The sequence below is a fragment of the Rhizobium esperanzae genome, assembly GCF_014197615.1.
In the GTDB taxonomy this organism is placed as follows: Bacteria; Pseudomonadota; Alphaproteobacteria; order Rhizobiales; family Rhizobiaceae; genus Rhizobium; species Rhizobium esperanzae_A.
In genome coordinates, this window is record NZ_JACIFY010000013.1 from 165,296 (window position 1) to 192,210 (window position 26,915).

30 protein-coding genes are annotated in these 26,915 nt (G+C 61.7%); 11 read left to right on the top strand and 19 right to left on the bottom strand.

The annotated features are described in order from the left end of the window. Positions 1 to 63: 63 nt before the first annotated feature. The 5 genes from GGD57_RS18525 to GGD57_RS18545 form a co-directional block, all read right to left on the bottom strand. Complete coding sequence (locus GGD57_RS18525) at positions 64 to 339, bottom strand: HPr family phosphocarrier protein (protein WP_003544133.1); 276 nt, start codon at positions 337 to 339, stop codon at positions 64 to 66. Positions 340 to 348: 9 nt separating this feature from the next. After that, complete coding sequence (locus GGD57_RS18530; protein ID WP_003544139.1) at positions 349 to 750, bottom strand: PTS sugar transporter subunit IIA; 402 nt, start codon at positions 748 to 750, stop codon at positions 349 to 351. Positions 751 to 900: 150 nt separating this feature from the next. After that, a complete protein-coding gene (locus GGD57_RS18535; RefSeq protein WP_184471765.1) occupies positions 901 to 1,350 on the bottom strand; it encodes an HPr kinase/phosphorylase in 450 nt (149 codons plus the stop codon). Beyond that, positions 1,347 to 3,134, bottom strand: coding sequence for a sensor histidine kinase (locus GGD57_RS18540; RefSeq protein WP_184471766.1), 1,788 nt, complete (start codon positions 3,132 to 3,134; stop codon positions 1,347 to 1,349). Before GGD57_RS18540 ends, GGD57_RS18535 begins: the two co-directional genes overlap by 4 nt. A gap of 75 nt (positions 3,135 to 3,209) precedes the next feature. After that, positions 3,210 to 3,947 carry a response regulator transcription factor gene (locus GGD57_RS18545; RefSeq protein ID WP_210303944.1) on the bottom strand — a complete coding sequence of 246 codons (738 nt, stop codon included), beginning with the start codon at positions 3,945 to 3,947 and terminating at the stop codon, positions 3,210 to 3,212. A gap of 90 nt (positions 3,948 to 4,037) precedes the next feature. Between GGD57_RS18545 and GGD57_RS18550 the strand changes: the two genes are divergently transcribed. The 4 genes from GGD57_RS18550 (at position 4,038) to GGD57_RS18565 (ending at position 7,068) form a co-directional block, all read left to right on the top strand. Next, positions 4,038 to 4,181, top strand: coding sequence for a hypothetical protein (locus GGD57_RS18550; protein ID WP_184471768.1), 144 nt, complete (start codon positions 4,038 to 4,040; stop codon positions 4,179 to 4,181). A gap of 104 nt (positions 4,182 to 4,285) precedes the next feature. Continuing rightward, the gene (locus GGD57_RS18555; protein WP_184471769.1) at positions 4,286 to 5,896 is read left to right on the top strand and encodes a phosphoenolpyruvate carboxykinase; all 1,611 of its coding nucleotides are present in this window, start codon (positions 4,286 to 4,288) and stop codon (positions 5,894 to 5,896) included. Positions 5,897 to 6,005: 109 nt separating this feature from the next. Then, complete coding sequence (gene arfB, locus GGD57_RS18560) at positions 6,006 to 6,449, top strand: alternative ribosome rescue aminoacyl-tRNA hydrolase ArfB (protein ID WP_184471770.1); 444 nt, start codon at positions 6,006 to 6,008, stop codon at positions 6,447 to 6,449. 1 nt (position 6,450) lies between these two features. Continuing rightward, positions 6,451 to 7,068 (top strand): alpha-ketoglutarate-dependent dioxygenase AlkB family protein, encoded by a 618-nt coding sequence (locus GGD57_RS18565; RefSeq protein ID WP_184471771.1) that lies wholly within the window; start codon positions 6,451 to 6,453, stop codon positions 7,066 to 7,068. Between the two features lie 22 nt (positions 7,069 to 7,090). On the opposite strand, the gene coaA is transcribed toward GGD57_RS18565, so the two are convergent. Genes coaA through hisB form a run of 9 tightly spaced genes read right to left on the bottom strand, consistent with a single transcriptional unit; the run spans position 7,091 to position 12,522 of the window. Further along, complete coding sequence (gene coaA / locus GGD57_RS18570) at positions 7,091 to 8,086, bottom strand: type I pantothenate kinase (protein WP_085735406.1); 996 nt, start codon at positions 8,084 to 8,086, stop codon at positions 7,091 to 7,093. Continuing rightward, positions 8,083 to 8,406 carry a phosphoribosyl-ATP diphosphatase gene (locus tag GGD57_RS18575; protein WP_184471772.1) on the bottom strand — a complete coding sequence of 108 codons (324 nt, stop codon included), beginning with the start codon at positions 8,404 to 8,406 and terminating at the stop codon, positions 8,083 to 8,085. Before GGD57_RS18575 ends, coaA begins: the two co-directional genes overlap by 4 nt. Before the next feature lie 17 nt (positions 8,407 to 8,423). Further along, the gene (gene hisF / locus GGD57_RS18580) at positions 8,424 to 9,212 is read right to left on the bottom strand and encodes an imidazole glycerol phosphate synthase subunit HisF (protein ID WP_184471773.1); all 789 of its coding nucleotides are present in this window, start codon (positions 9,210 to 9,212) and stop codon (positions 8,424 to 8,426) included. Next, on the bottom strand, positions 9,212 to 9,958 hold the full coding sequence (gene hisA / locus GGD57_RS18585; protein ID WP_184471774.1) for a 1-(5-phosphoribosyl)-5-[(5-phosphoribosylamino)methylideneamino]imidazole-4-carboxamide isomerase: 747 nt from the start codon (positions 9,956 to 9,958) through the stop codon (positions 9,212 to 9,214). Before hisA ends, hisF begins: the two co-directional genes overlap by 1 nt. A 5-nt stretch (positions 9,959 to 9,963) precedes the next feature. Further along, positions 9,964 to 10,521 (bottom strand): hypothetical protein, encoded by a 558-nt coding sequence (locus tag GGD57_RS18590; protein ID WP_184471775.1) that lies wholly within the window; start codon positions 10,519 to 10,521, stop codon positions 9,964 to 9,966. Further along, positions 10,518 to 10,700: a hypothetical protein gene (locus tag GGD57_RS18595; RefSeq protein ID WP_010067219.1), complete on the bottom strand. Its 183-nt coding sequence runs from the start codon at positions 10,698 to 10,700 to the stop codon at positions 10,518 to 10,520. The genes GGD57_RS18590 and GGD57_RS18595 overlap by 4 nt, the downstream gene beginning before the upstream one ends. Positions 10,701 to 10,752: 52 nt before the next feature. Continuing rightward, on the bottom strand, positions 10,753 to 11,403 hold the full coding sequence (gene hisH / locus GGD57_RS18600; protein ID WP_184471776.1) for an imidazole glycerol phosphate synthase subunit HisH: 651 nt from the start codon (positions 11,401 to 11,403) through the stop codon (positions 10,753 to 10,755). Positions 11,404 to 11,405: 2 nt separating this feature from the next. After that, positions 11,406 to 11,891, bottom strand: coding sequence for a DUF2628 domain-containing protein (locus GGD57_RS18605; protein WP_184471777.1), 486 nt, complete (start codon positions 11,889 to 11,891; stop codon positions 11,406 to 11,408). A 22-nt stretch (positions 11,892 to 11,913) separates the two neighbouring features. Further along, positions 11,914 to 12,522 (bottom strand): imidazoleglycerol-phosphate dehydratase HisB, encoded by a 609-nt coding sequence (gene hisB, locus GGD57_RS18610; protein ID WP_010033258.1) that lies wholly within the window; start codon positions 12,520 to 12,522, stop codon positions 11,914 to 11,916. Positions 12,523 to 12,698: 176 nt separating this feature from the next. On the opposite strand from hisB, the gene hslV reads away from it, so the two are divergent. The 5 genes from hslV to GGD57_RS18635 all read left to right on the top strand — a co-directional run bounded on the left by hslV (position 12,699) and on the right by GGD57_RS18635 (position 19,489). After that, positions 12,699 to 13,226 carry an ATP-dependent protease subunit HslV gene (gene hslV / locus GGD57_RS18615; RefSeq protein WP_085735416.1) on the top strand — a complete coding sequence of 176 codons (528 nt, stop codon included), beginning with the start codon at positions 12,699 to 12,701 and terminating at the stop codon, positions 13,224 to 13,226. Positions 13,227 to 13,329: 103 nt separating this feature from the next. After that, positions 13,330 to 14,637: an ATP-dependent protease ATPase subunit HslU gene (gene hslU, locus GGD57_RS18620; RefSeq protein ID WP_097610531.1), complete on the top strand. Its 1,308-nt coding sequence runs from the start codon at positions 13,330 to 13,332 to the stop codon at positions 14,635 to 14,637. 186 nt (positions 14,638 to 14,823) lie between these two features. After that, on the top strand, positions 14,824 to 15,771 hold the full coding sequence (locus GGD57_RS18625; RefSeq protein ID WP_184471778.1) for a DUF1402 family protein: 948 nt from the start codon (positions 14,824 to 14,826) through the stop codon (positions 15,769 to 15,771). A gap of 48 nt (positions 15,772 to 15,819) precedes the next feature. Then, entirely contained in the window at positions 15,820 to 17,232 is a 1,413-nt protein-coding gene (locus tag GGD57_RS18630) for a cytochrome P450 (protein ID WP_184471779.1), read from the top strand. An 85-nt stretch (positions 17,233 to 17,317) separates the two neighbouring features. Then, the gene (locus tag GGD57_RS18635; protein WP_184471780.1) at positions 17,318 to 19,489 is read left to right on the top strand and encodes a malate synthase G; all 2,172 of its coding nucleotides are present in this window, start codon (positions 17,318 to 17,320) and stop codon (positions 19,487 to 19,489) included. Positions 19,490 to 19,553: 64 nt separating this feature from the next. On the opposite strand, the gene GGD57_RS18640 is transcribed toward GGD57_RS18635, so the two are convergent. Then, positions 19,554 to 20,237, bottom strand: coding sequence for a L,D-transpeptidase (locus GGD57_RS18640; protein WP_184471781.1), 684 nt, complete (start codon positions 20,235 to 20,237; stop codon positions 19,554 to 19,556). Between the two features lie 2 nt (positions 20,238 to 20,239). Here GGD57_RS18640 and GGD57_RS29020 point away from each other — a divergent pair, with 2 nt between their 5' ends. After that, positions 20,240 to 20,443: a hypothetical protein gene (locus tag GGD57_RS29020; RefSeq protein WP_210303949.1), complete on the top strand. Its 204-nt coding sequence runs from the start codon at positions 20,240 to 20,242 to the stop codon at positions 20,441 to 20,443. Further along, complete coding sequence (locus GGD57_RS18645) at positions 20,418 to 20,912, top strand: MmcB family DNA repair protein (protein ID WP_085735426.1); 495 nt, start codon at positions 20,418 to 20,420, stop codon at positions 20,910 to 20,912. Before GGD57_RS29020 ends, GGD57_RS18645 begins: the two co-directional genes overlap by 26 nt. Positions 20,913 to 20,927: 15 nt before the next feature. On the opposite strand, the gene GGD57_RS18650 is transcribed toward GGD57_RS18645, so the two are convergent. The 4 genes from GGD57_RS18650 to GGD57_RS18665 form a co-directional block, all read right to left on the bottom strand. After that, positions 20,928 to 21,506: an ActR/PrrA/RegA family redox response regulator transcription factor gene (locus GGD57_RS18650; RefSeq protein ID WP_085735428.1), complete on the bottom strand. Its 579-nt coding sequence runs from the start codon at positions 21,504 to 21,506 to the stop codon at positions 20,928 to 20,930. 67 nt (positions 21,507 to 21,573) lie between these two features. Next, the gene (locus GGD57_RS18655) at positions 21,574 to 22,884 is read right to left on the bottom strand and encodes an ActS/PrrB/RegB family redox-sensitive histidine kinase (RefSeq protein ID WP_184471782.1); all 1,311 of its coding nucleotides are present in this window, start codon (positions 22,882 to 22,884) and stop codon (positions 21,574 to 21,576) included. 24 nt (positions 22,885 to 22,908) lie between these two features. Next, the gene (gene hrpB / locus GGD57_RS18660) at positions 22,909 to 25,374 is read right to left on the bottom strand and encodes an ATP-dependent helicase HrpB (protein ID WP_184471783.1); all 2,466 of its coding nucleotides are present in this window, start codon (positions 25,372 to 25,374) and stop codon (positions 22,909 to 22,911) included. Further along, positions 25,371 to 26,318 carry an ornithine cyclodeaminase family protein gene (locus GGD57_RS18665; protein WP_184471784.1) on the bottom strand — a complete coding sequence of 316 codons (948 nt, stop codon included), beginning with the start codon at positions 26,316 to 26,318 and terminating at the stop codon, positions 25,371 to 25,373. The genes hrpB and GGD57_RS18665 overlap by 4 nt, the downstream gene beginning before the upstream one ends. Between the last annotated feature and the right edge of the window lie 597 nt (positions 26,319 to 26,915).

Sequence of the window (26,915 nt, forward strand, 5' to 3'; positions counted from 1 at the left end):
CCGGCGGGAAGGCAATAAGGATATAAAGAAGTCTTTATATGTTTATATGAGCGCGGCCGGCGCTCACATTTCTTCGCCGAAGCGGTTCTGGATCAGCTGATCCAGGGCCTCCAGCGCTTCTTCGGCCTGGCTGCCGCTCGCCGAGACGACGACGCTCGAGCCGGGGCTTGCCGCAAGCATCATCAGGCCCATGATCGAGGTGCCGCCGACCGTCATTCCGTCCTTGGAAACGGTGATGGCGGCATCGAAGGTCTCGACCATCTGCACGAATTTGGCGGAGGCGCGCGCGTGAAGACCGCGCTTGTTGATGATGAGGAGTTCCCGGGAGAGCGATGTCATGAAGGGCCGTTATTTTCCGCTGAGCACGCGGCTCGCGACATTGATATATTTCCGCCCGGCTTCGGAAGCCTCCACCAGCGCTTTCTCCATGTTGTTCTCGCCGCGCACGCCGGCGAGCTTGATCAGCATCGGCAGGTTGACGCCGGCAATGACTTCGGTATGGCCGCTGCTCATGACGGATATGGCGAGATTGGACGGCGTGCCGCCGAACATGTCGGTCAGAATGACGACGCCATGGCCGTCATCGGCACCGGAAACAGCTTCCAGAATGTCCTGCCGTCTTTGATCCATGTCGTCTTCGGGGCCAATACAGACCGTCTCGATGAATTTCTGAGGACCGACGACGTGCTCGACAGCATGACGAAACTCTTCAGCCAGCTTGCCATGAGTGACAAGCACAAGTCCGATCATGATATTACTGCTCCCATATACGCGAACGGTGGCCCCAATATCGCAATGCAGCAATTACGTCCACCGGTGGCGGCACATCTTGGCTATGAAAAGCCGAAGTGCAAGATAAAAATGCGAATATATAAGGCAGATTGATCAATCCGGAAGGCGTCACTGCCCGATATCGGGTGCTTTTGCCATCAGGATTGCAAGGGGTGAGGACACGCCTGTGAGCAACCGCAATGCGGGAAGCGACAGGCCGGGGGCAAGATCGACGACTTCGCCTTCAGAGGGGAGGCGGTTTTCACCGCTGGCGCTGCCGGGAAGCACGGCATAATGCATGGGCGCCCGGGCCATATGATCCTGCTGGACGATACCGGTGCCGCGAAGTTCGATCAGCCCGGCGATCGACGGCGGACAGGTGGCGATCACCATCCCGGTCTCTTGCGACAACAGCACTTGGTCGTCGGCGACCAGCGCCGTGAACAGCCCGAGCCGGCGTGCCTCGGTCATGCAGGTGAAGGCCAGCATCGATTTTCCCCAGCCGGAGGGGCCGCTGAAGAGCAGCCCGGTCCGGCCGACGACGATCGCCGTCGCATGGATGTTCAAAGCCGCGGTCATGCGGCGGCATCAAGGGGCAAAGCGAGGATAAAGCGGGCGCCAAGCATATGGCCTTCGGCATCGGTGATGTTCTCTGCCCTCAGCGAACCGCCATGGGCTTCGGCGATCTGCCGGCTGATCGACAGGCCGAGGCCCGAATTCTGTCCGAATCCTTCCGATTCCGGTCGGTCCGTATAGAAACGCTCGAAGATGCGGTCGATATTTTCCGCCTGGATGCCGGGACCGTTGTCTTCGATGGTGGTGACGCAGCGCGAGCGTGTCCGCACCAGCCGCACGGTGATCTTGCCACCCTTCTCCGGCACGAAGGAGCGGGCGTTCTCGATCAGGTTGGCGATGATCTGGCCGATGCGCAGATCGTGGCCGTTGACGACGAAGCGCGTCTTGACGTTCGGCTTGCGATCGATCGCATATTCGATCTCCACCTGCTTCTTGCTGCTCCTGACCTGGCGTGAAACCTCGATGAGGTCGCGCAACAGCACCTCCATGTCGACGGAGCCGGCATCGACACGAGCAAGTTCGGCATCGAGGCGGGAGGCGTCTGATATATCGCTGATCAGCCGGTCGAGGCGGCGGACATCGTGCTGGATGACGTCCATCAGCCGCTTCTTGGAATCGTCGGATCGGGCAAGCGGCAGCGTTTCGACGGCGCTGCGCAGCGACGTCAGCGGATTCTTGAGTTCGTGGCTGACATCGGCGGCGAAACTCTCGATCGCATCGATGCGGTCGTAGAGCGCCGTCGTCATCTCGCGCAAGGCTATGGAAAGATTGCCGATTTCATCCTGGCGGGCGGAAAAGTCAGGAATCTCCTCACGCGCCTTGGCGCCGCGCCGCACCCGGATGGCGGCGGCCGACAGGCGGCGCAGCGGATTGGCGATCGTCGACGACAGCACCAGCGAAAGCAGCACGTTGACCAGCGTCGCAACGCCGAAGACGCGCATGATGGCAAGCCGTTCGGCATGAACGATATTGTCGATGTCGCCGGCCTGCGTCGACAACAGCAGCACGCCGAGCACGGCGCGGAAGCGCTGGATCGGCACGGCGACGGAAACGATGAGTTCGCCTTTTTCGGTGGTGCGCACCACGGCGCCGCGCACCCCGGTCAGCGCGTTCATGACTTCGGGATAGATCGAGCCGTCGCCGCCCGGCGCTTCCTTATAGAGCGGCAGATTGCCGGGCTGCAGCGCCTTGTTGAACAGGGTGGCGAACCATTCGCTCCAGGTCTGTTTCTCCTCCTCGACCGGCGGCAGGTCGAAGCGCAGCACCTGGCCGCGCGAATAGAGATGGCGCGAATCGAGCAGCAGATTGGCATCGGCATCGAAGATGCGGGCACGTGTGCGCGTCGGCGAGATCAGCCGGCGCAGGACCGGGGCGACCTTCTCGGGATCGATCGGGAATTCGAGATCCTCGTCGTTCGGCACCGGCGTGATGCTCTGGCCGGCCTGCAGCTCGAGCAGCTTCTGTGGATCGATGGTGATCGAGTTGGTATCGACCGATGCGGAGGCCGAAATGGCGCCGGCGATGATCTCGCCCTGCGTCAACAGGCTTTCGGCGCGCGCGTCGATCAGCCCCTCGCGAAACTGGTTGAGGTAGAGGATGCCGCCGACGAGCACCACCAGCGCGACCAGGTTGAAGAACAGGATGCGCCGCGTCAGGCTCGAAAACACCGCATTGCCGAAGATGCGGCGGATCAGCGTGAAGGGATGCGACCAACGGCGGCCTCGGACGCGACGGGTGCTCACGCCCTCCGCGTCGTCCAGATCCCTTTCCTGCACCAACTGTGCCAATGACAGGCCCTTTCGGAGGGCGGGGCCAGCTTGCCGGCGCCACCCTCAATCGTCTCTTCCTGCGCTCGTGAAGCGTCAGGCTGCTTCGCGGAAGCGGTAACCCACACCGTAAAGCGTTTCAATCATATCAAAGTCGGTATCGACCATCTTGAACTTCTTGCGCAGCCGCTTGATGTGGCTGTCAATGGTCCGGTCATCAACATACACCTGTTCGTCATAGGCGGCATCCATCAAGGCGTCGCGGCTTTTCACCACACCCGGGCGCTGCGCCAGGGAATGCAGGATCAGGAATTCGGTCACCGTCAGCGTCACCGCTTCACCCTTCCAGGTGCAGGTATGGCGTTCCTGGTCCATGACCAGCTGCCCACGCTCCAGCGAGCGGGCCTGCTGCACGGCGCCGGTCTTCGGCGCGCCGGCCGGGCTGGTGCCGCCCGCGGCTGCGGCTTCGCGGCTCGAGGCGCGGCGCAGAACGGCGCGGACGCGCTCGACCAGCAGACGCTGCGAAAACGGCTTGGTGATGAAATCGTCGGCGCCCATCTTCAGGCCGAACAGTTCGTCGATCTCTTCATCCTTGGAGGTGAGGAAGATGACGGGAATATCTGACTTCTGCCGCAGGCGGCGCAGCAGTTCCATGCCGTCCATGCGCGGCATCTTGATGTCGAAGATCGCCAGCTGCGGTGGTCGTGCCAGAAGGCCGTCGAGCGCCGAAGCACCGTCCGTATAGGTCTCGACCTTATATCCTTCGGCCTCCAGTGCGATCGACACCGAGGTGAGGATGTTGCGGTCGTCGTCAACGAGCGCGATTGTCGGCATGGTGTTGGTCTCCGTCATCAGTGCGCAATCTCCCGGATTTTGCTCTCCCCAGGCGGTCTCAGTGACCGGATGCGCTTATGGAGGATAAAGGTGGAACAAATTGTGGCAAAGATAAAGGGAAAGATTGTCGTGAAATTTGCCGGCAATCTTAAGTGGCGGGGTGAAATGTTTCAACGCACCTTTCTAAAACGATTTAAAAATGAGGCAAGAAATTTAAATCGATTAAATATTTGATATTACTGCATTTTCTCAAATTCTGTGTCTTGTGTTTTAAAATTTCTCCCCGTATTTTCGCGATTAGTTTTAACGGCAATGCGCCTGAGCAAAGGGAACTAGCCATGGAAAAGTTCGGAGTTCATAACCCGGCAACGGAGCTGGCAACGGTAGGATTGGGCGGCGCAGCCAGCGCCCGCTACAACTTTTCCGCCGCAGCACTCTATGAGGAAGCGATCCGCCGGGGTGAAGCCGAACTGACCGCTCAGGGTGCGCTGCGGGCTCTCACCGGCCAGCACACCGGCCGTTCGCCGCGCGACAAGTTTGTCGTTCGCGACGCCAATACCGATGGCGAAATCTGGTGGGACAACAACAAGCCGATGTCGCCGGAGCACTTTGCCCTGCTGCGCGAGGATATGCTGGCGCATGCCGCGGGCAAGGAGCTGTTCGTACAGGATCTCGTCGGCGGTGCCGAAGAAGGCCATGCGCTGCCGACCCGCGTTGTCACCGAATTCGCCTGGCATTCGCTGTTCATCCGCAATCTGCTGATCCGCCCCGAAGCGGCGGCGCTGCCGACTTTCGTGCCGAAGCTGACGATCATCGATCTGCCGAGCTTCAAGGCCGATCCGGCCCGCCACGGCTGCCGGACGGAAACGGTGATCGCCTGCGATCTCACCAACGGCCTCGTCCTCATCGGCGGCACCTCCTATGCCGGCGAAATGAAGAAATCGGTCTTCACCGTGCTCAACTACCTGCTGCCGGCCAAGGGCGTGATGCCGATGCACTGCTCGGCCAATGTCGGCCCGGATGGTGATGCTGCTGTGTTCTTCGGCCTTTCCGGCACGGGCAAGACGACGCTTTCAGCCGATCCGGCCCGCACTTTGATCGGCGACGACGAACACGGCTGGAGCGAAAACGGCATCTTCAATTTCGAAGGCGGCTGCTACGCCAAAACAATCCGGCTCTCGGCCGAGGCCGAGCCGGAAATCTATGCGACGACGCAGCGCTTCGGCACCGTGCTCGAAAACGTCGTGCTGAACGAAGGCCGCGAGCCGAATTTCGATGACGGTTCGCTGACCGAAAACACCCGCTGCGCCTATCCGATGCATTTCATCCCGAACGCCTCGGAAACGGGCCGGGCCGGGCATCCGAAGACGATCATCATGCTGACCGCCGATGCCTTCGGCGTCATGCCTCCGATCGCGCGCCTGACGCCCGATCAGGCCATGTATCACTTCCTTTCCGGCTACACCGCCAAGGTGGCCGGCACCGAAAAGGGTGTCGTCGAGCCGGAAGCAACTTTCTCGACCTGCTTCGGCGCCCCTTTCATGCCGCGGCATCCGGCTGAATACGGCAATTTGCTCAAGGAGCTGATCGGACGCCACGGCGTCGAATGCTGGCTCGTCAACACCGGCTGGACCGGCGGCGCCTATGGCACCGGCAAGCGCATGCCGATCAAGGCGACGCGCGCGCTTCTGGCCGCGGCTCTGAGCGGCAAGCTCGGCCAGGTCGAGTTCCGCACGGATACCAACTTCGGATTCGCCGTGCCGGTCTCCGTCGATGGCGTCGACGGCGGTATTCTCGATCCGCGCTCGACCTGGGCCGACAAGGCGGCCTATGACGCGCAGGCCGAAAAGCTGGTCTCGATGTTCATCGCCAACTTCGCCAAGTTCGAGAACCATGTCGATGGCGGCGTTCGCGACGCGGCTCCCGGCGTGAAGGTTGCAGCTGAGTAAGAAGAACAAACTTCTGATTCACGTGAAACCCGGCATCGCAGGATTGCCGGGTTTTTCTTGATGATGGCCAATATTTTCAATTCACCGCCGATATGAGATAGAACGCCGCATGGCCAGCGACGCACTCTATATCGATAACAGGATCACCATCGCCGGATGGGAGCTGACGGAACAATTCGTTCTGGCGGGCGGTCCCGGCGGGCAGAATGTCAACAAGGTTTCGACCGCGGTCCAGTTGTTCTTCAACATCCCGAATTCGCCCTCCCTCAACGATCGCGTCAAGGCCAATGCGGTCAAGCTCGCCGGCCGGCGCCTGTCGAAGGACGGCGTGCTGATGATCGAGGCGAGCCGCTTTCGCAGCCAGGACCGCAACCGAGAGGACGCGCGCGAGCGGCTGAAGGAGCTGATTCTGGAGGCCGCCAAGCCGCCGCCGCCGCCGCGCAAGAAGACCAAACCGACCAAGGGTTCGGTCGAACGCCGCCTGAAGGAAAAATCCGGCCGCTCCGAAGTCAAGAAAATGCGCGGCCGCCCCGGTAGCAGCGGCGGCGAATGAGATGCCGAAGCTTTTGAGCGGCATTCGCCATCTTCCCGGCTATCTCGACCGGGCGCGTCAGGAGGCGCTGGTCGAGGTGATCCGCAAGGTTGTCGCCGAGGCGCCGCTTTATGTGCCCGCCATGCCAGGGACCGGCAAGCCGATGTCGGTGCGCATGACCAATTGCGGCCCGCTCGGCTGGGTAACGGACAAGGAGCGGGGCTATCGCTACCAGTCGACACATCCGGCGACCGGCAGGCCCTGGCCTGATATGCCGCGGGAATTGCTCGATATCTGGAATGACGTTACCGGTTACGACATGCCGCCGGAAGCCTGCCTTGTGAATTTCTACTCCGACGAAGCGCGCATGGGCCTGCATCAGGACAAGGACGAACAGGATCTGCAGGCACCCGTCGTCTCGATCTCGCTCGGCAACAGCTGCCTCTTCCGCATCGGCGGCCTCAACCGCAATGATCGCACGCTATCCTTCAAGCTTTCAAGCGGGGATCTGGTCGTTCTGGGCGGTGAGGGGAGACTTTGTTTCCACGGCGTCGACCGCATTCATCCGGCGACGTCGACACTGCTGAAGAATGGCGGCCGCATTAATCTGACGCTGCGCCGGGTCAACCCGCCGCGCTGATGGCCCAGTGAAGGATGGCCTGCTATAGTTTTCTGAGCGCGACCTGCTCGATCAGGTGATCCTTGCCTTTTTTCAGGATGAGATCGGCGCGCGGCCGCGTCGGCAGGATGTTCTGCCGCAGGTTCTTCAGGTTGATATTCCCCCAGAGATCCCCGGCAATTTCGAGCGCTTCTGCGTCGCTGATCGAGGCGTAGCGATGGAAATAGGAATTCGGATCGCGGAAGGCGGTCTCGCGCAGGCGCATGAAACGTGCGACGTACCAGTTGTGGATCTGGTCTTCGGCGGCATCGATATAGATCGAGAAGTCGAAGAAGTCGGAGACCATCGGCACGATCCTGCCGCCGGCCGGCAGGTCGCGCGATTGCAGCACGTTGATGCCTTCGAAGATCAGAATATCGGGCCGGTCGACGATCTTGTATTCGTCCGGCAGCACGTCATAGACGAGGTGCGAATAGCTGGGCGCCTTCACATCCGGCTGTCCCGCCTTGATCGCCGAGAGAAAACGCAGGATCGCAGCCGTGTCGTAGCTTTCCGGAAAACCCTTGCGCTGCATCAGCTTTTTCCGCTGCAGCACGGCGTTCGGATAAAGGAAGCCGTCGGTGGTGACGAGATCGACCTTCGGGCTGGAAGGCCAGCGGCCCAGAAGCTCCTTGAGGATACGGGCGGTGGTCGATTTGCCCACGGCGACCGAGCCGGCGATGCCGATGACGAAGGGCGTCTTCGTCACATCGGACAGGCTGAGGAAGCGGTTGCGCTGTTCGAACAGCAGCTGCGATGATTCGACATGGGCCGACAGCAGCCGCGACAGCGACAGATAGATGCGCCGGACCTCGTCGAGATCGATCGGGTCGCCCATCGAACGCAGCCGCTTGACCTCGTCACTGGTCAGCGTCAACGGCGTGTCGGCGCGGAATTTCGCCCATTGTTCGGAAGAGAAGAAGTGATAGGGCGAATAGGATTCCGACTGGAAGTGATCCAACGTTTCCGGCACCCCGATAATCTCAGTCGCGATACTCATGAACTCTGCCGGTTGGCCTTTTCCTTGAGGCCGGACTGCGCGGTTCTGCGCTCGAGTTCGGCCATGACATTCTCTAACGGTATTTCAGCAATCTTCAATACGACCAATAGGTGATAGAGCAGATCGGCGGCTTCATAAGTCAGATTGTCACGGTCGCCGGTCACCGCCGCCATCACGGCCTCGATCGCTTCTTCGCCGAGCTTCTTTGCCGCTTTCGGCTGGCCGGCGGCGACAAGCTTCGCCGTCCAGGATTGCTCGGGCGAGGCTTTCGACCGCTCCGCGACGATGCTTTCGAGATCGACAAGGGAAAATCCGCTCATAGGTTCGCTTTCAAGGTTCAGTCGAGACGCATGTCGATGCCGCACTTCGACATATAGTGTTTCGCCTCGCCGACGGTATAGGTGCCGAAGTGGAAGATCGAGGCGGCGAGCACAGCATTGGCATGACCCTCCTTCACCCCGGCGACGAGATCGTAGAGATCGCCCACACCGCCCGACGCGATGACGGGCACGCGCACCGCATCGGCAATCGCCCGCGTCAGTTCCAGATCGTAGCCGACCTTGGTGCCGTCGCGGTCCATCGAGGTCACCAGCAGCTCGCCGGCGCCACGCGCCACCATCTTCTGGGCGAATTCGACGGCGTCGATGCCGGTCGCGTTGCGGCCGCCATGCGTATAGATTTCCCAGGCGCTGAGATTGTCGCCGCCGACCGCCTGCGTGCGCCGGCGCTTGGCGTCGATCGAGACGACGATGCACTGGTCGCCGAACTTGTCGGCCGCCTCGGCAACGAAGTCGGGATTGCTGACGGCTGCCGAATTGATCGAGACCTTGTCGGCGCCGCACAGCAGGAGCTTGCGGATATCGGCGATGGTGCGCACCCCGCCGCCGACGGTCAGCGGCATGAAGCATTGATCGGCCGTGCGCGACACGACATCGAAGATCGTCTCGCGATTGTCCGAGGAAGCGGTGATGTCGAGGAAGCAGAGCTCATCGGCGCCGGCCGCGTCATAGGCCTTCGCCGCTTCGACGGGATCGCCGGCATCGACGAGATTGAGGAAGTTGACGCCCTTGACGACACGGCCGTCCTTGACGTCGAGACAGGGGATGACACGGGCCTTGAGGGTCATTACGCGGTCTCCTTTGCCCTGCTGGCCTTGATCAGCGCCAGCGCTTCGCCCGGGTCGATGCGGCCGTCGTAAAGCGCCCGGCCGGAAATCGCCCCTTCCAGCTTCTGCGCATCGGGCTGCAGCATCCGTTTGATGTCGTCGATCGAGGCGAGGCCGCCCGAGGCAATGACGGGAATGGAAACGGCCTCGGCAAGCTCCAGCGTCGAGCTCCAGTTGATGCCGGTCAGAATGCCGTCGCGGTCGATATCGGTGTAGATGATCGCGGCAACGCCGGCGCCCTCGAATTTCCGGGCAAGCTCGATGATGCCGAGTTCGGAAGCTTCCGCCCAGCCTTCGACCGCCACCTTGCCGCCCTTGGCATCGATGCCGACGGCGACGTGGCCTGGAAATTTCCGGCAGGCCTCGATGACCAGTTCAGGATTTCTGACCGCTACGGTGCCGAGAATGACCCGCCGCAGCCCGCGCGACAGCCAGGCTTCGATGTGATCGAGCGTGCGGATGCCGCCGCCGAGCTGCACCGGATTTTTCGTTGCTTTCAGGATCGCTTCAACGGCATCGCCATTGGCCGAATGTCCCGCAAAGGCGCCGTCGAGATCGACCACATGCAGCCATTCGAAACCCTGGTCTTCGAAGGATTTCGCCTGGGCGGCCGGATCGGTGTTGTAAACCGTCGCCTGCTGCATGTCGCCGAGCTTCAGGCGGACGCACTGGCCGCCCTTCAGATCGATCGCGGGAAAAAGGATCATGTCGTCTACGTCCGTAAAGTGGTCGATACCATCAGCGCATTCCACGCATCTACGATATCCGAGTGGAAAAAGACAGCGGCAATGGTAACCGCGCCGAAAAGCAGAAGAAGGAGCAGGGTAACGGTCAAACCGGCACCGACCTCGCGCCAGAAACCGAGACGCTTCTTCATTGATTTCTGGATGTCGCGCACCTCGCGCAGCGCCTGGCTGTTGACGGCGGCCAGCCGGATCTCCGGCTCCATCGCCTCCACATAGGTTTCGGCATAACTCGACAGGATCTGCGAGGCGCGGTCGCGCAGCGTATTGCGCAGGTCGCTCGAGAGATAATTGCTGGCAACGGCGGCAAGCTCCGCTTCATTCGGCGAACGGCCGGCGTTGCGTTTGCGGTAGCTGAGGACGAAATCACGCTTCTGCCGTTCGTAAAGCGCGTAGGCGAGCAGGCCGATCAGATCGTCTTCGCCCTCGATATAGAATTCCAGCACGGCTTCGGTGATGTCGCCGGCGCTGATGCCGTTGGCGCGCAACTGCGAATTCTCGTTGCCGGCAAGGAATTCATGGATCATCGGTCCAGCCTCTCTTTCAACGCCTTGGCTGCATTGGAAAGCGCTCTTTTGTGAACGGTCTCATCGACACGGCGGATGATCGTTCCGTCGGCAAGCCGGATGTCGGAGAAGGGAGGCAGGCCTTCTCTGGAGGGTCTCAGCGTATAGAACACCTTGCCTGATTTCCGCGACGCCGGCATCGAGCGTACTCCTGTTCCGCCGTTTCCATAAAGGGGAAATAAGGCGGCGGTATTACGGGTTCCAGCGCAGGAAATTGGCGATCAGCGCCAGACCGAGCTTCTGGCTCTTTTCCGGATGAAATTGTGCCCCGACCATATTATCGCGCCCGACGAGAGCGGTCATCGGGCCGCCATAGTCGACAGTGGCGATGACATCCTCGGCGTTCTCGGCGGCAAGATGATAGGAATGCACGAAATAGGCATGCAGCCCTTCGGATCCCGTCGCAATGCCGTCGAAGAGCGGATGTTCGCGCTTCACATCGAGCGTGTTCCAGCCGATCTGCGGGATCTTCAGCGCCGGATCACCGGGAGTCATCTCGACGACGTCGCCGGGAATCCAGTTAAAACCGTGGGTCACGGTCTTTTCCAGTCCGCGCGAGGACATCAACTGCATGCCGACGCAGATGCCGAGGAAGGGCCGCGCCTTCTTCTCGACCGCCTCGATCAGCACCTCGTCCATCCCGGGCACGGCATGGAGGCCGCGCCGGCAATCGGCATAGGCGCCGACGCCGGGAAGCACGATACGATCGGCCGCGGCAACATCCTCTGCCTTATCGGTGAGATCGATATGCGCGTCGATGCCTGCCTCGCGAGCGGCCCGCTCGAAAGCCTTGGTCGCCGAGCGCAGGTTGCCGGAACCATAGTCGATAATCGCGACGCGCATCGTCAGCGTCCTCCATCAAATCCAAAGAGGCCAAGCGATGTCGCCTGGCCGTGCGGGCCGTTTGCACCGGGCTTGTTCTGCCAATCCGGTGCGACGGTGTCGTCGCTCCCCGAAACGACCGCCTTGTCCGCAAAATAGACCTGCTCGGCAATATCGAGCCTATCGGCTGCAATCAGTGCGTCTTCGTTCCAGCCCATGGCGGCAAGGTGGCGAATGCGGAAATTCTGGCCTTCGAGACCGACCAATATATTCACGCCCAGCATGATTGCCGCGCCCGCGAGCCCGAGACCCGGCTCGTCCATCAGCGCGCCGCCGATTGCCTGCAAGAAAAATGCCGCGGCCGCATGCAGCCATAGCCGGTGCGCCAGAAGCCAAGCCCATGGAAACAGGAAGCCGAGAAAGGTGAAGCCGTCGCGGATCGTCCGCACCTTATCGATCTCAGCGCTCGTGCCGCCGGGCGGTGTCAGGAAAATATAGCTTGATGTCATGGTCGCCGCTCCCTTGAGAGGCTCAGACGAGCGTGCCCTTGGTCGAAGGGACACGGCCCGCCTGTCTCGGATCGATCTCTGTCGCCGTGCGCAATGCGCGGGCAACGGCCTTGAAGCATGTCTCGGCAATATGGTGGTTATTAGCGCCATAATGGTTGAGAATATGCAAGGTGATGCCGGCATTCTGAGCGAGCGCCTGGAAGAATTCGCGAACGAGCTCAGTGTCGAACGTGCCGATCTTCGGCGCGCTGAAGGCGACGTTCCAGACCAGGAACGGCCGGCCGGAAAGATCGACCGCGGCCTTGGTCATCGTCTCGTCCATGGCGAGATCGATCGAGGCGTAGCGGGTGATGCCGCGCCGGTCGCCGAGCGCCTTGGAAATCGCCTGGCCGATGGCGATGCCCGTATCCTCGACCGTGTGGTGGTCGTCGATATGCAGGTCGCCCTTGGCGTCGATTTCCATGTCGATGAGGGAATGCCGCGAAAGCTGGTCGAGCATATGGTCGAAGAAGCCGACACCCGTCGAAATCTTCGATTTGCCGGTGCCGTCGAGATTGACGGAAACCGAAATCGAGGTCTCGTTGGTCTTGCGGGAAACGCTGCCCGTGCGGCTTGCTGCGGTCTCGGCCATCTGGCCCTCCATCGGAATAAGGCCGTTCCTTATCAGGCGCATCGGCAAATATCCAGAAGCCGGGCAAGAGAAAAGCCGGCCCATTTGCAAACGGCGCCGGCCCACTTACATAGGGCTTAACAAGGCCGGTGTGCGGCCTGGTGGAGTAGCCCGCGTCAAGGGCAGACAGGTGTTTGATGACAACGATCATTACAGTTCGAAAAGGCGGCAAGGTGGTGATGGCGGGCGACGGCCAGGTGAGCCTCGGCCAGACCGTCATGAAGGGCAATGCCCGCAAGGTGCGCCGCATCGGCAAGGGTGAGGTTATCGCCGGTTTTGCCGGTGCCACCGCCGATGCCTTCACCCTGCTCGAAAGGCTTGAAAAGAAGCTGGAGCAATATCCCGGCCAGCTGATGCGTGCCGCCGTCGAGCTCGCCAAGGACTGGCGCACCGACAAATACCTGCGTAATCTCGAAGCCATGATGCTGGTCGCCGACAAGTCGATCACGCTGGCGATCACCGGCAACGGCGACGTCCTGGAGCCCGAGCATGGCACGACGGCGATCGGTTCGGGCGGCAATTTTGCCTTCGCCGCCGCCCGCGCGCTGATGGATACCGACAAATCGGCCGAAGAGATCGCGCGCCGCGCCCTCGATATCGCCGCCGACATCTGCGTCTACACCAACCATAATATCGTGGTGGAGTCGCTTGAGGTCGAAGGCTGAATCCTTGCCTTCCGGCTGCCGCCGCGGCCGATCTGCCGAGGCAAACAATGACGAATTGCGGCCGGGCGCTGATGGCTCCGGACCGCCAGGAGAATGATACGCAATGACGACTTTTTCCCCCCGCGAGATCGTTTCCGAACTCGACCGCTATATTATCGGGCAGCATGATGCCAAACGCGCTGTCGCGATCGCGCTGCGCAACCGCTGGCGCCGGCAGCAGCTGGATCCCAGCCTGCGCGACGAAGTCATGCCGAAAAACATCCTGATGATCGGCCCGACCGGTGTCGGCAAGACCGAGATCTCCCGCCGCCTGGCAAAACTCGCCGGCGCGCCCTTCATCAAGGTCGAAGCCACCAAATTCACCGAAGTCGGCTATGTCGGCCGCGATGTCGAGCAGATCATCCGCGATCTGGTCGAGGTCGGCATCGGCCTGGTGCGCGAAAAGAAGCGGGCCGAGGTCCAGGCCAAGGCGCATGTCAGTGCCGAGGAGCGTGTTCTCGATGCGCTGGTCGGCACCACCGCGTCGCCTGCCACCCGCGAAAGCTTCCGCAAGAAGCTGAGAGATGGCGAACTCGACGACAAGGAAATCGATATCGAAGTGGCCGATGCCGGTTCCGGCATGGGCGGCTTCGAAATCCCCGGCATGCCGGGCGCCAATATCGGCGTGCTCAACCTGTCGGAAATGTTCGGCAAGGCGATGGGCGGACGCACCAAGAAGGTCCGCACCACGGTCAAAGCCTCCTACACCGACCTGATCCGCGATGAATCCGACAAGCTGATCGACAATGAGGTGATCCAGCGCGAGGCCGTTCGCTCCACCGAGAATGACGGTATCGTCTTCCTCGACGAAATCGACAAGATCGCCGCCCGCGACGGCGGCATGGGCGCCGGCGTTTCACGCGAAGGTGTGCAGCGCGACCTGCTGCCGCTCGTCGAAGGCACGACGGTCTCGACCAAATACGGGCCTGTGAAGACCGACCATATCCTGTTCATCGCGTCGGGCGCCTTCCATGTCTCCAAACCCTCGGATCTTCTGCCCGAGCTGCAGGGCCGCCTGCCGATCCGTGTCGAATTGCGGGCGCTGAACAAGGAGGATTTCCGCCGGATCCTGACCGAGACGGAAGCAAGCCTCATCCGCCAGTATCGCGCCCTGATGGAAACCGAACGCCTGAGCCTCGAATTCACCGACGACGCGATCGATGCGCTGGCCGATGTCGCCGTGCACCTGAACTCTTCCGTCGAGAACATCGGCGCCCGCCGTCTGCAGACGGTGATGGAGCGGGTTCTCGACGACATTTCCTACAACGCGCCGGATCGCGGCGGCACGGCGATCACCATCGACGCGGCCTATGTGCGCGAACATGTCGGCGATCTCGCGCAGAATACCGATCTGTCGCGCTTCATATTGTGATATCGGCGCACCGGTTCATGTCTTTCCCGATGTGAATGCCGGATTGTGGTGAACTCCACTCTCGACAGCGGGCCTTTTACTTTTTAGTGAAGGCCCGTTTTGTTTTCCGCTCCGGCTTTATTCGGCCAAGATTCTGGTCCAGTCAGCCGCATCGAAAGCAGGACGATGGAACGGGGATAGCGGATCGTGCGACGCCTTTTGACAAGCCTTTTGATTGCCGCTGCCCTGGTGAATTCGGCGCCTGCCTTCGCCATGCAGACGGTGCCGGCCGGCAACCGTCATGCCGAGCAGCCCGATATTCCGGGCGCGTCCGTCCGGCGCACCAAGGGCACCAAGAGCAGCTTCGATCTGAAATATGAAAAGGTCCATGAGCTTCTGGCGACCGATCGCGAGCTGATGGGCAAGATCCGCAAGGTCTCCAGCGCTTACGGCATCAATCCCATCCATGTCGTCGGCGCGATCGTCGGCGAACACACCTATAATGTCGACGCCTACGACCGGCTGCAGGCCTATTATGTCAAGGCCGCATCCTATGCGGGGGAAAGCTTCCGCTTCGCCTATGACGGCGAAAACGTCGATGATTTCGTGGCGCGGCCGCAATTTGCGCAGTGCAAGGGCAAGAGTGATTCCTACACCCTCTGGACCTGCCGCGAAGATGTCTGGGAAAGCGATTTCCGCGGCAAGACGGTGGGCGGCGAGAGCTTCCCCAACAATCGCTTCAGCGCGGTCTTCTTCCAGCCCTTCTATGCCGGCCAGACCTTCGGTCTCGGCCAGGTCAATCCGCTGACGGCACTGATGCTCTCCGATCTCGTCACCCGGGTCTCGGGTTATCCGAAGCTGAACGAGAAGAATGCCGGCGACGTCTATAAGGCGATCATGGATCCCGATATCTCGCTCGCCTTCGTCGCGGCCTCGATCCGCCGGTCGATCGACGATTACAAGGAGATTGCCGGCATGGACATCTCGGGCAATCCCGGCCTGACGGCGACGCTCTATAATGTCGGCAATTCCCGCCAGCGTGCCGCGGCACTCGCGGCGAAAAACCGCTCTTCCGGTGCGACCGTTTGGCCCGAAGAGAATTATTACGGCTGGCTGATCAACGACAAGCTGGACGAACTCAAGGGCCTGCTCTAGCTTCAGGCCTGACGGGAGGGCACCGATCTTCCCCGAAAGGTTTTGACGATGGACATGCGTCCTGATCCCTTCGTTCCGCCGGCACCGCTGCCGCGCACCGTGCCGCCGAGCCGGCTTGATATCATCCGCATCATCTTGCGCAATCCGCTCGAGCTCTGGGGCGAACCGTCCTACACGCTGCCTTGGATCAAGACGAGCTTCTTCGGGCAACATACCCTGATCGTCAACGATCCAGGCCTGATCAAGCATGTGCTGGTCGACAATGCCAACAATTACCGCATGTCCGACATACGCCAACTGGTATTGCGGCCGATCCTGCGCGACGGCCTGCTGACGGCGGAGGGCCAGGTCTGGAAACGGTCGCGAAAGGCGGTCGCCCCTGTTTTCACGCCGCGCCACGCCAAAGGTTTTGCCGGCCAGATGCTGCAGCAATCGGAGAATTTTGTCGGCAAATATGAGGGTGCCGGTTCGGCGGGCCAGGTCTTCGATATCGCCAGTGATATGACCGATCTCACCTTTGCAATTCTTGCCGAAACGCTTTTCTCCGGCGAAATCGTTTCCTCGAGCGGCCATTTTGCCGACGACGTCAACCAGCTTCTCCACCGCATGGGCCGCGTCGACCCGATGGATCTGCTGCGTGCGCCCTCCTGGGTGCCGCGCCTCACCCGCATCGGCGGCCAGAAGGTGCTGGAGAAATTCAGGGCGATCGTGCGCGATACCATGGATATGCGTCTGGCAAAGATGAAGGCCGATCGCGCCGCCGCACCGGACGATTTTCTGACGCTGCTTCTGGAACAGGCCGGCCCCGACGGCCTGACCGAAGAGGAGATCGAGGACAATATCCTGACCTTCATCGGCGCCGGACACGAGACGACCGCGCGTGCACTGGCCTGGACGCTTTATTGTGTGGCGAACAGCCCGCATATCCGCGAGGCGATGGAAACGGAAATCGACGCTGTTCTTTCAACCGGCGCCGAGCCGGTGGAATGGCTGGATCTGATGCCTGTGACCCGGGCAGCCTTTGAAGAGGCTCTCAGGCTTTATCCGCCGGCCCCTTCGATCAATCGCGCCGCAATCTCCGACGACGTATGGACGAATGCGAAGGGCGAGAAGGTCGAAATACCGGCCGATATCACCGTGCTCATCATGCCCTGGACCCTGCATCGCCACGAGCTGTACTGGGAAAAACCGCGCGCCTATATGCCGGAACGGTTCCTGCCGGAAAATCGCGGCAGTATCGGCCGGTTCCAGTTCTTGCCGTTCGGCGCCGGCCCGCGCGTCTGCATCGGCGCGACCTTCGCGCTGCAGGAGGCGGTAATCGCACTGGCGGTGATGATGCACCGGTTTCGCTTCGACCAGACGGAAACGACCCATCCCTGGCCGGTGCAGAAGCTGACGACGCAGCCGCAGAACGGGCTGCCGATGCGCGTGACGCCGCGCATAGTTTCCCGAGCGGCATAAATCTTTCGAATTATTGCGGAATTGACTGTGAATGAAAGCCGGGCAAAGTGGCAGCATTCAAAGTCGTTGCCAGGGAGAATGCCGCATGAGCCGCGTTGATAAGAACGGTCTTGCCGTCGAAACCGTCCTTCATGATTTCCTGACCCGGGAGGTGCTGCCGGGGCTGGCGGTCGATGCGGACAAGTTCTTTGCCGATTTTTCGGCGATCGTCCATGATCTCGCGCCGAAGAATCGGGCGCTGTTGAAAAAACGCGACGAGCTGCAGCTCAAGATCGACGACTGGTATCACCAGCACGGCGCTCCGACCGATATGGATGATTACCAGTCGTTCCTCCGCGGCATCGGCTATCTCCTGCCGGAGGGATCGGACTTCCAGGTTTCGACCCAGAATGTCGATCCCGAGATCGCCTCGATTGCCGGCCCGCAGCTGGTCGTTCCCGTCATGAACGCGCGTTATGCGCTGAACGCCGCCAATGCCCGCTGGGGCTCACTCTATGATGCGCTCTATGGCACCGACGCCATTTCCGAAAGCGACGGCGCTGAAAAGGGCAAGGGTTACAATCCGAAGCGCGGCGAGAAGGTGATCGCCTGGGTGCGCGATTTCCTCGATGTGGCGACGCCGCTGCAGGATGGCAGTTGGAAGGACGTCGGCAGTCTGGTCGTCAGGGATGGAGCGCTCGCCATCAGATCGGTCGATGGAGAGCAGGCAATGCTGAAGGATGGTGGGCACTTTGCCGGCTATCGTGGCGATGCTGCCGCCCCGACGCATATTCTCCTGAAGAACAACGGCATCCACATCGAAATCGTCATCGATGCGACAACGGCGATCGGCAAGTCCGATCCGGCTCATATTTCCGATGTCTGGCTGGAATCGGCGATCACCACCATCATGGACTGCGAGGACTCGATTGCCGCCGTCGACGCCGAGGACAAGGTCACCGTCTATCGCAACTGGCTCGGCCTGATGAAGGGCGACCTGCAGGAAGACGTGGCAAAGGGCGGAACGAGTTTCGTCCGCAGGCTCAACCCGGATCTGGACTATATCGGCCCGGACGGTGCTTCGTTCGAATTGCATCGCCGCTCGCTGATGCTGGTGCGCAATGTCGGCCACCTCATGACCAATCCGGCGATCCTCGACAGGGATGGGAACGAAGTGCCCGAAGGCATCATGGATGCCGTCATCACCGGCCTGATCGCGCTTTACGATATCGGCCCGGCCGGCCGGAAAAAGAATTCCCGCGCCGGCTCCATGTATGTGGTCAAGCCGAAGATGCATGGGCCCGAGGAAGTCGCCTTCGCCGTCGAAATCTTCTCGCGGGTCGAAGATGCGCTTGGGCTGCCGCGCAACACCATCAAGATGGGCATCATGGATGAGGAGCGCCGCACGACGGTCAATCTCAAGGAATGCATCCGCGCCGCTCGCGAGCGCGTCGTCTTCATCAATACCGGCTTCCTCGATCGCACCGGCGACGAGATACACACCTCGATGGAAGCCGGTCCGATGATTCGCAAGGGCGACATGCGCCAGGCGGCCTGGATTTCGGCCTATGAGAACTGGAACGTCGACATCGGCCTTGAATGCGGCCTTTCCGGCCATGCCCAGATCGGCAAGGGCATGTGGGCGATGCCTGATCTGATGGCGGCGATGCTGGAACAGAAGATCGCCCATCCGAAGGCCGGCGCCAACACCGCCTGGGTGCCGTCGCCGACGGCCGCAACCCTGCACGCCACTCATTATCACCGGGTCAATGTCGCCCGGGTTCAACAGGGACTGAAGGACCGGGCCCGCGCCAAGCTGTCCGACATTCTCTCCGTACCGGTTGCGGTGCGGCCGAACTGGACGCCGGAGGAAATCCAGCGCGAACTCGACAACAATGCCCAGGGTATCCTCGGCTACGTCGTGCGCTGGGTCGATCAGGGTGTTGGTTGCTCGAAAGTGCCTGACATCAACAATGTCGGCCTGATGGAAGACCGCGCCACATTGCGCATTTCGGCCCAGCACATGGCCAATTGGCTGCATCACGCGGTCGTCACCGAGGCGCAGATCGTCGAAACAATGAAACGCATGGCCGCCGTCGTCGACCGGCAGAACGGAGAAGACCCCGCCTATCGGCCGATGGCCGGCAATTTCGACGGCTCGATTGCCTTCCAGGCCGCCCTCGATCTCGTCTTGAAGGGCAGGGAGCAGCCGAACGGCTATACCGAGCCGGTGCTTCACCGCCGCCGCCTCGAGCTCAAGGCGCAGCAGGCCGGTTGAAATATGAAAAGGCCGCCGGAACGACGTTCCGGCGGCCTTTTTTATACCGAATTCGGTCTCTACCTTACTGGATGACGATGACCTTGGACGTGCCCTTGCCGGGACGGACGCGGCTGTAAAGGTCGATGACGTCCTGGTTCATCAGGCGAATGCAGCCCGAGGAAGCGGCGGTGCCGATCGAGGCCCATTCCGGCGTGCCGTGCAGGCGGAACAGCGTGTCCTTGCCGTCCTCGTTGAAGAGATACATGGCGCGTGCGCCGAGCGGATTGCTGAGACCCGGACCCATGCCGTCTTCGACATATTTGGCGACGTCAGGACGGCGGACGGCCATTTCCTTCGGCGGGTGCCAGGTCGGCCATTCCTGCTTCCAGGCGACGTAGGCGGTGCCGGCCCATGCGAAGCCCTGCTTGCCGACGCCGATGCCGTAGCGCATCGCCTTGCCGTTGGCGAGGATATAATAGAGGAAGCGCTCGCGTGTATTGACGATGATCGTGCCCGGGCGCTCGGTGGTCTGGTAGCTGACGACCTGGCGGCGGAACTGCGGCTTGACCCTGTCGATCGGGATCGCCGGCAGAGAGTATCCGGCATCCTTCGTCACGCCATAGGCGTCGTTGAAGATCTGAGCTGTCTGTACCGTCGGGCCTGCGCCCTTGTCGTCGACGGATGCGCTATCGGAACTGGTGGAGCAGCCGGCCAGTGCGAGCGTTGTCAGCAGGCCAAATACAGGGAATGCATTGCGGATGCGCATAGATGACTCTTGAAGTTTTGGAGCAGGGAGAAACAGTCTTTCGACCATCGTTGATTATGGTTTATTTTCGATTAACTTGCGCTTTGCAAGGCTACTGCGGCGCGACAAATCCGTCTGCGGCGCAAATTAGAAGCGCATGGTTTTTTTGCAACAACACGCTAGCCCCTGCGATGGTTATCCATGACGATTTTGAGCGTTTACAATAACAATCCGTTAATCGACGGCCGGCAATCGGACAGGGCCATGATGGTACGGCGGGGAACGCAGATTTTACTGCATGAAATGCGCCACGCCGTGCTGCCTGAACTGCCGCTGGCCAGCGGCCGCCGTGCCGATTTGATCACGCTTTCGGAAAAGGGCGAGGTCTGGATCATCGAAATCAAGACGTCGATCGAGGATTTCCGGGTGGATCGCAAATGGCCGGAATACAGGCTGCATTGCGACCGCCTGTTCTTCGCGACCCACAAGGATGTGCCGCTCGACATCTTTCCCGAGGAGTGCGGGCTCTTCCTGTCGGACGGTTATGGCGCTCACATGATTCGCGAGGCGCCGGAACACCGCATGGCGCCCGCCACGCGCAAATCCGTCACGCTCAATTTCTCGCGCGCCGCCGCGCAACGGCTGATGATGGCCGAATGGGCGAGCGGAAAGCCGTTTACCGTGGATGATGTCTGATGGACGATGCTTGGGCTATTTCGGTGCGCGTTTGGCAAGGATGCGCTGCAGCGTGCGCCGGTGCATGTTGAGCCGGCGCGCCGTTTCCGAAACATTGCGCTCGCACATTTCATAGACCCGCTGAATGTGCTCCCAGCGCACCCGGTCGGCCGACATCGGGTTCTCGGGAAGCTCGGCCTTTTCGCCGGCCCGCTGCGTCAACGCCGAAAACACGTCGTCGGCATCCGCGGGCTTTGCCAGGTAATCGACGGCGCCGAGCTTCACAGCCGTCACCGCCGTTGCGATATTGCCGTAGCCGGTCAGCACGATGATCCTGGTGTCGTCGCGCTTCTGGCGGATGGCTTCGATGACGTCGAGCCCGTTGCCGTCGCCGAGCCGAAGATCGACCACCGCATATTTCGGCGGGCGGCCTTTCGATTTCGCGACGCCTTCCGCCACTGATTCGGCCGTCTCGACCTGGAAGCCGCGCGTCTCCATCGCCCGGGCGAGGCGGCGCAGGAACGGTCCGTCGTCGTCGACGATCAGCAGGCTGGCGTCAGGGCCGATATGGTCTTCATCAGACGCAGCGAAATTTTCATGATTCTGTTCTGTCATCGTCTCGGTCCCGGCGGCTCAACGCCCGATCTGTGTCAACCGCTCTGTTCTGTTTATGCCGACAAAGTCATTTTGTCGAATTTGCGTCGATCAGCATGCGCGGCCATTCGATTCGGATCCGTGCGCCGGCACTTTCCGGGTCACGATTTTCGAAGATCAGCGATGCGCCGGAGCGCTCCAGCAGCGTCTTGGCGATGAAAAGCCCGAGACCGAGGCCGCCGGCCGTATCCTCTTTCTGCCTTTTGGTCACATAAGGCTCGCCGATCCGGGTCAGAATGTCGGGAGCATAGCCGTTGCCGTCGTCCTCGATGACGATCAGCACTTTATCGTGATCATGCTCGACGGTGACGATCACTTTCTCCCGCGCATAATCGACGGCGTTTTCGATCAGATTCCCGAGCCCGTACATGATGCCGGCGTTGCGGTCGGTCACCGGCTCGTCCTTGCGCGGGCTCTTTTCGATCAGCTCGAGCGTGATGCCGAATTCCCGGTGGGGTGCCACGATCTCCTCGATCATCGAGGAAAGCGGCAGGCGGCGCATATGTGCCTCGCCTTCGGAGGAGAGCGTCGTCAGCCGCCGCAGGATGTCACGGCAGCGTTCGCTCTGGCTGCGCAGCAGCATCACGTCCTCGCGGAAACGATCGTCGTCCTTGAGTTCCCGCTCCATTTCCTTGGCGACGACGCTGATCGTCGCGAGCGGCGTGCCGAGCTCGTGGGCGGCTGCGGCCGCCAGTCCGTCGAGCTGCGAAAGATGTTTTTCCCGCTGCAGCACCAGTTCGGTCGCCGCCAGCGCATCGGCAAGCTGGCTCGCCTCCAACGACACGCGATAGGCGTAGAAGGCGGCGAAGGCCATCGTCGAGGCGATCGAGCACCAGACACCGAACTGCATGACATTGTGGACGTTGATCTCGACGCCGTCGAACCACGGCAGCGGAAAGGGCGAGAAGGCAAGCACCGTGATGCAGACCATCGCAAAGCCGATCAGCGCCGTGCTGTAACGGATGGGCTGCGAGGCAAAGGAAATGATGACAGGCACGCAGACAAGCGCTGCGAACGGATTGGCAAGGCCGCCGGTGATGAAGAGCAGCGCGCAGAGCTGCAGAAGATCGAAACCAAGCAGCGCAAAGGCGGCCGGCGGCTCCAGCCGGTGCGTCGGCGGATAGCGGATCGTCAGGTAGAAATTCACCCAGGCAAGGGCGGCGATCAGTGACGAGCTGGCAATCAGCGGCAAGGGAAATTTCAGCCAGAAGGCGACGATGAACACCGTCAGCGCCTGCCCGCCGACGGCAAGCCAGCGCAGCCGCACCAGCGTCTGCAGGCGCAGCCTGCGGCTATTGTGCCGGTCCTCGCGCGTATGGCTTTCTGTCTTGTCGATCATGCCGGGAGGCTCCCTGAATGGCTCTCATGTACCACGCGGCTTTGCCCGTGTCGTCGGCAACGCTTCTTCCGGCCGCTCCGGCCAGGGATGCCGGGGATAGCGGCCGCGCATATCGGCGCGCACATCCCTCCATGAGCCGGCCCAGAAACCCGGCAGGTCGCGTGTCGTCTGGATCGGCCGATGCGCCGGCGAGGTGAGTTCGAGCAGCAGCGGCAGGCGGCCTCCGGCGATCGCCGGGTGCTGCTTCAACCCGAACAACTCCTGTACGCGGATCGTCAGTACCGGCTCCTCACCCTCATATTGGATCGGATGCCTTTGGCCGGTCGGCGCTTCGAAATGGGTCGGGGCAAGCCGGCTAAGGTCGCGCTGCAACGCGTGCGGCACCAACGACATCAGCCCGTTGGAAAGCCCGCCCGCGGAAATCTCCGAAAGGCCGCGTGCCTCGGCCTGAAAGGGAGCGAACCAGTCGTCCAGCCGGGAAAGCAGCGCATCGTCGCCGACATCGGGCCAGGGGTCGCCGATCGTTCGGTGAAGAAATCCGATCCGCTCGCGAAGTTGCACGGCCTCCTTCGAGAAGGCAAGCTGATCGAGCCCCAGTTCGCGTACCCCTTCCACCAGCGCCTGGGTAACAGCGGCCCCGGAAGGTCGCGGCAAAGGCGTCTCGTCGAAGACGATCGCGCCGAGCCGGGTTGCCCGCCGCGCCCTGACTTGCCGGCTTTGCCGGTCGAAGAAGATCTGATCGCCGCTTTTGATCTCGCCGGGCAGTTCGGCTTCGATATCGCCGCGCGTCACCTCGGCTGCCGCCAGAATCCGCGCCTGCGCCGCCCGTCCGGTGAGATCGGCAATGACAAGCATCTTGCTGCCGGCCAGCCTCTCGGTTTCCGGCAGTTCCGCGCCGCGCCCGTTCGCCATTACGAATCGGCCGCGCCCGCCGCGCTGCAGCGCGATTCGATCAGGGAATGCATGCAGCAGCAGCTGGCCGGCCAGCGCCGGCGCCGTTGCGGCAACCGCGTCGAGACCGCTCGCCAGCCGCCCCGCCAGCCGCCGCGAGGCGTCGGCTCTTTCGCCGCGCTCGGCCTTGAAGCGCCGCAGCCGGTCCTCGATATCGACGCTCGTTCCGCCAAGCCCCTGTTCGGTGAGAAGCACTGATATCATCGCCGCGTCCCTGGCGTATCCGGCTTCTCCCGCCGAGACGACCATGGCGGCGAGCCGCGGCGGTAGCGCCAGATCGCGCATCACCTTGCCGCGCGCTGTCAACGCCCCATCCCTGTCGAGCGCGCCGAGCTGGCCAAGCAGCGTCCGCGCCTCCCGCAATGTCGTTTCCGGCGGTTGATCGACGAAGGCGAGCGACGTCGGATCCTGGACGCCCCAATGGGCGAGATCGAGCACCAGGCCGGAGAGATCGCTGGAAAGAATCTGCGGCGGTGTGAAGGCAGGCAGCGCCGCTGTCTGGCCCTGATGCCACAGTCTGATGGCGATACCCGGTTCCGTTCGTCCGGCACGGCCGGCCCGCTGATCGGCCGATGCCCGCGACACGCGCACCGTTTCCAGCCGCGTGATCCCGGTCGACGCCTCGAAGACCGGCAGGCGCTGCAGCCCGCTGTCGATTACGATCCTGACGCCGTCGATGGTGATCGAGGTTTCGGCAATCGAGGTCGCCAGCACGATCTTGCGCGTTCCCTTGGATGCCGGGCGGATCGCCGCATCCTGATCCTTCTGGCTGAGATTGCCGAAAAGCGGCGCAATCAGCGTTTCGGCTCCGAATCGTCCCTGCAGACGTTCGACAGTCCGCGTGATTTCCGCCTGGCCGGGCAGGAAGGCGAGGATCGAGCCGGTTTCAGCGGCATGCGCGTCGAGGATCGCCCGGGTGACGGCATCCTCGATGCGTTCGCCGCCCGGCCGGTCCTGGTAGCGGATATCGATCGGAAAGCTGCGCCCCAGGCTTTCGATGACAGGCGGATGGTCGAGCAAGGCGGCCACGCGCTCCACGTCGAGGGTCGCCGACATCACGAGGATACGCAGGTCCTCGCGCAGCGCCGACTGGACGTCGAGCGCCAGCGCCAGCCCGAAATCGGCATCGAGCGAACGCTCGTGGAATTCGTCGAAGATCACCGCCGAGACACCGCTCAGTTCCGGATCGTCGAGGATCATCCGGGCAAAAACCCCTTCGGTCACCACCTCGATCCGTGTCGCTGCCGATATCCGGTTGTCGAGGCGCATGCGATAGCCGACCGTGCCGCCCACCTGTTCGCCGAGCAGCGACGCCATGCGGCTTGCCGCCGCCCGCGCTGCCAACCGCCGCGGCTCCAGCAGAATGATCTTGCCGTCTGCGCACCACGCCTGGTCAAGCAGGTAAAGCGGCACCAGCGTCGTCTTGCCGGCGCCGGGCGGTGCGGAAAGAACGGCGCACCCTCGCTCGGCCAATGCGGCACCCACGGCCGGCAGCACATGTGAAACCGGGAGGTCCGGCAATGATGCACTGAACGTCACTGGCGGCCCGCCACCGTCTCATAGGCAAGAATGGCGCCGGCGAGATCCTCGAGTGCGGCGCCGACCGACTTGAACAGCGTGATCTCCTCGCCATGGCTTCTCCCGCCATGGGCACCGCTGACGAGCTCCTCAAGCTCCGCCCTGATGTCGCTTTCCTTCAGCACGCCGCTTTTCAGCGGCTGGACGATATCGCCCGCCTCGCTGACGGCGCCGGCGCGGGTATCGACATAAACAGAAGCTCGGCGGATGGCTTCGTCGTCGCTTTCGCGCATATTCGGCTTGAAGGCGCCGATGAGATCGAGATGGGCGCCGGGCTTCAGCCATTCGCCGGATATCAACGGCTCGCTGGAGAGCGTGGCGCAGGAAATGATGTCGGCCGTGCGCGCTGCGGCGCGCGCATCGCGGACCGCCTCCGCGTCCAGCCCCAGGGCCCGCGCTTCGGCCGCGATCTTTTCCGCAGCTTGCCCGTTTCGGCCCCAGACCCGGTACCTCTTGATCGGCCGGGTCGCGCCATGGGCGAGCATCAGGTTGAGCGACAGCCGACCGGTTCCGCAGACGAGCTGTTCCTCCGCATCCGGGCGGGCGAGATAACGGGCAGCCAGCGCCGATGCCGCCGCCGTCCGCCGCGCCGTCAGTTCGCCGCCGTCGATGATGGCAAGCATTTCGCCGGTGGCGCCGGATGAAAGAAGATAGGTCCCTGAGATGGCCGGCAGGCCGCGCCGCATATTGCCGGGAAAGACCGAGACGGTCTTGACCCCGGCATAATGTCCGGGAACCCAGGCCGGCATCAGAAGCAGTGTGGCGCTCTCCTCATTCGGCACGTCCATCTCATGGTGATGGCGCACCGGCATCACGCATTCGCTCTGGAACATGCGGGCGATCGCCTCGATCAGTTCCGGCCAGGGCAGGGCCGCGCGCGTCTGTTCTTCATCGAGGACAAGCATTCTTCACTCCGCCGGATCTTCTAATACCGCCAGACTAGCGACTGAGGCGCGTTAGAGGCAAGCATCCTGGAATTCGATCGAAAGCACCCTATATGAGCCTTGTCTCCTTCGCCGAAGCCATTCTCTAGGGATTCGGCGAAAACGAATCTCAAAAACCACCCATTTGGGCGGTGAATTTCGTTGTTTTCGGAGGTGGAGGATAAAAACCCTTTGTTTTCAACCTGTTACAAAATTGTCAAAAAACTTTGTTTTGGTGTGTTGACTTGGAAAAGGGGTTAGTTCTATAAGCCCACTCACTGAACGAGGGCGGCGGCGCTGCTGGCGACGAAGTCTTTCGTTCTCAAGAAACTCAAGCGGATTGGCTGATGCTGGTTTGTTGCTCTGGGCTTAGGTTTGGAGCGGGTTTTGTCGACGGCTTAGGGTCGTCAGTTATTTGACAATTGAAGATGAGAAGAAAGAGAAACGTGGGCGGCGGAGCTTGCGGGATCTGAGAGATTGGATCCTTTGAAAGAGACTTTGGCGGTCACGTTTATCAAGAGAAGTTACACTGGTTTTCGGAGATTGGTTTCGACTGGTTTCCTGGAAAACAGGTGTGAA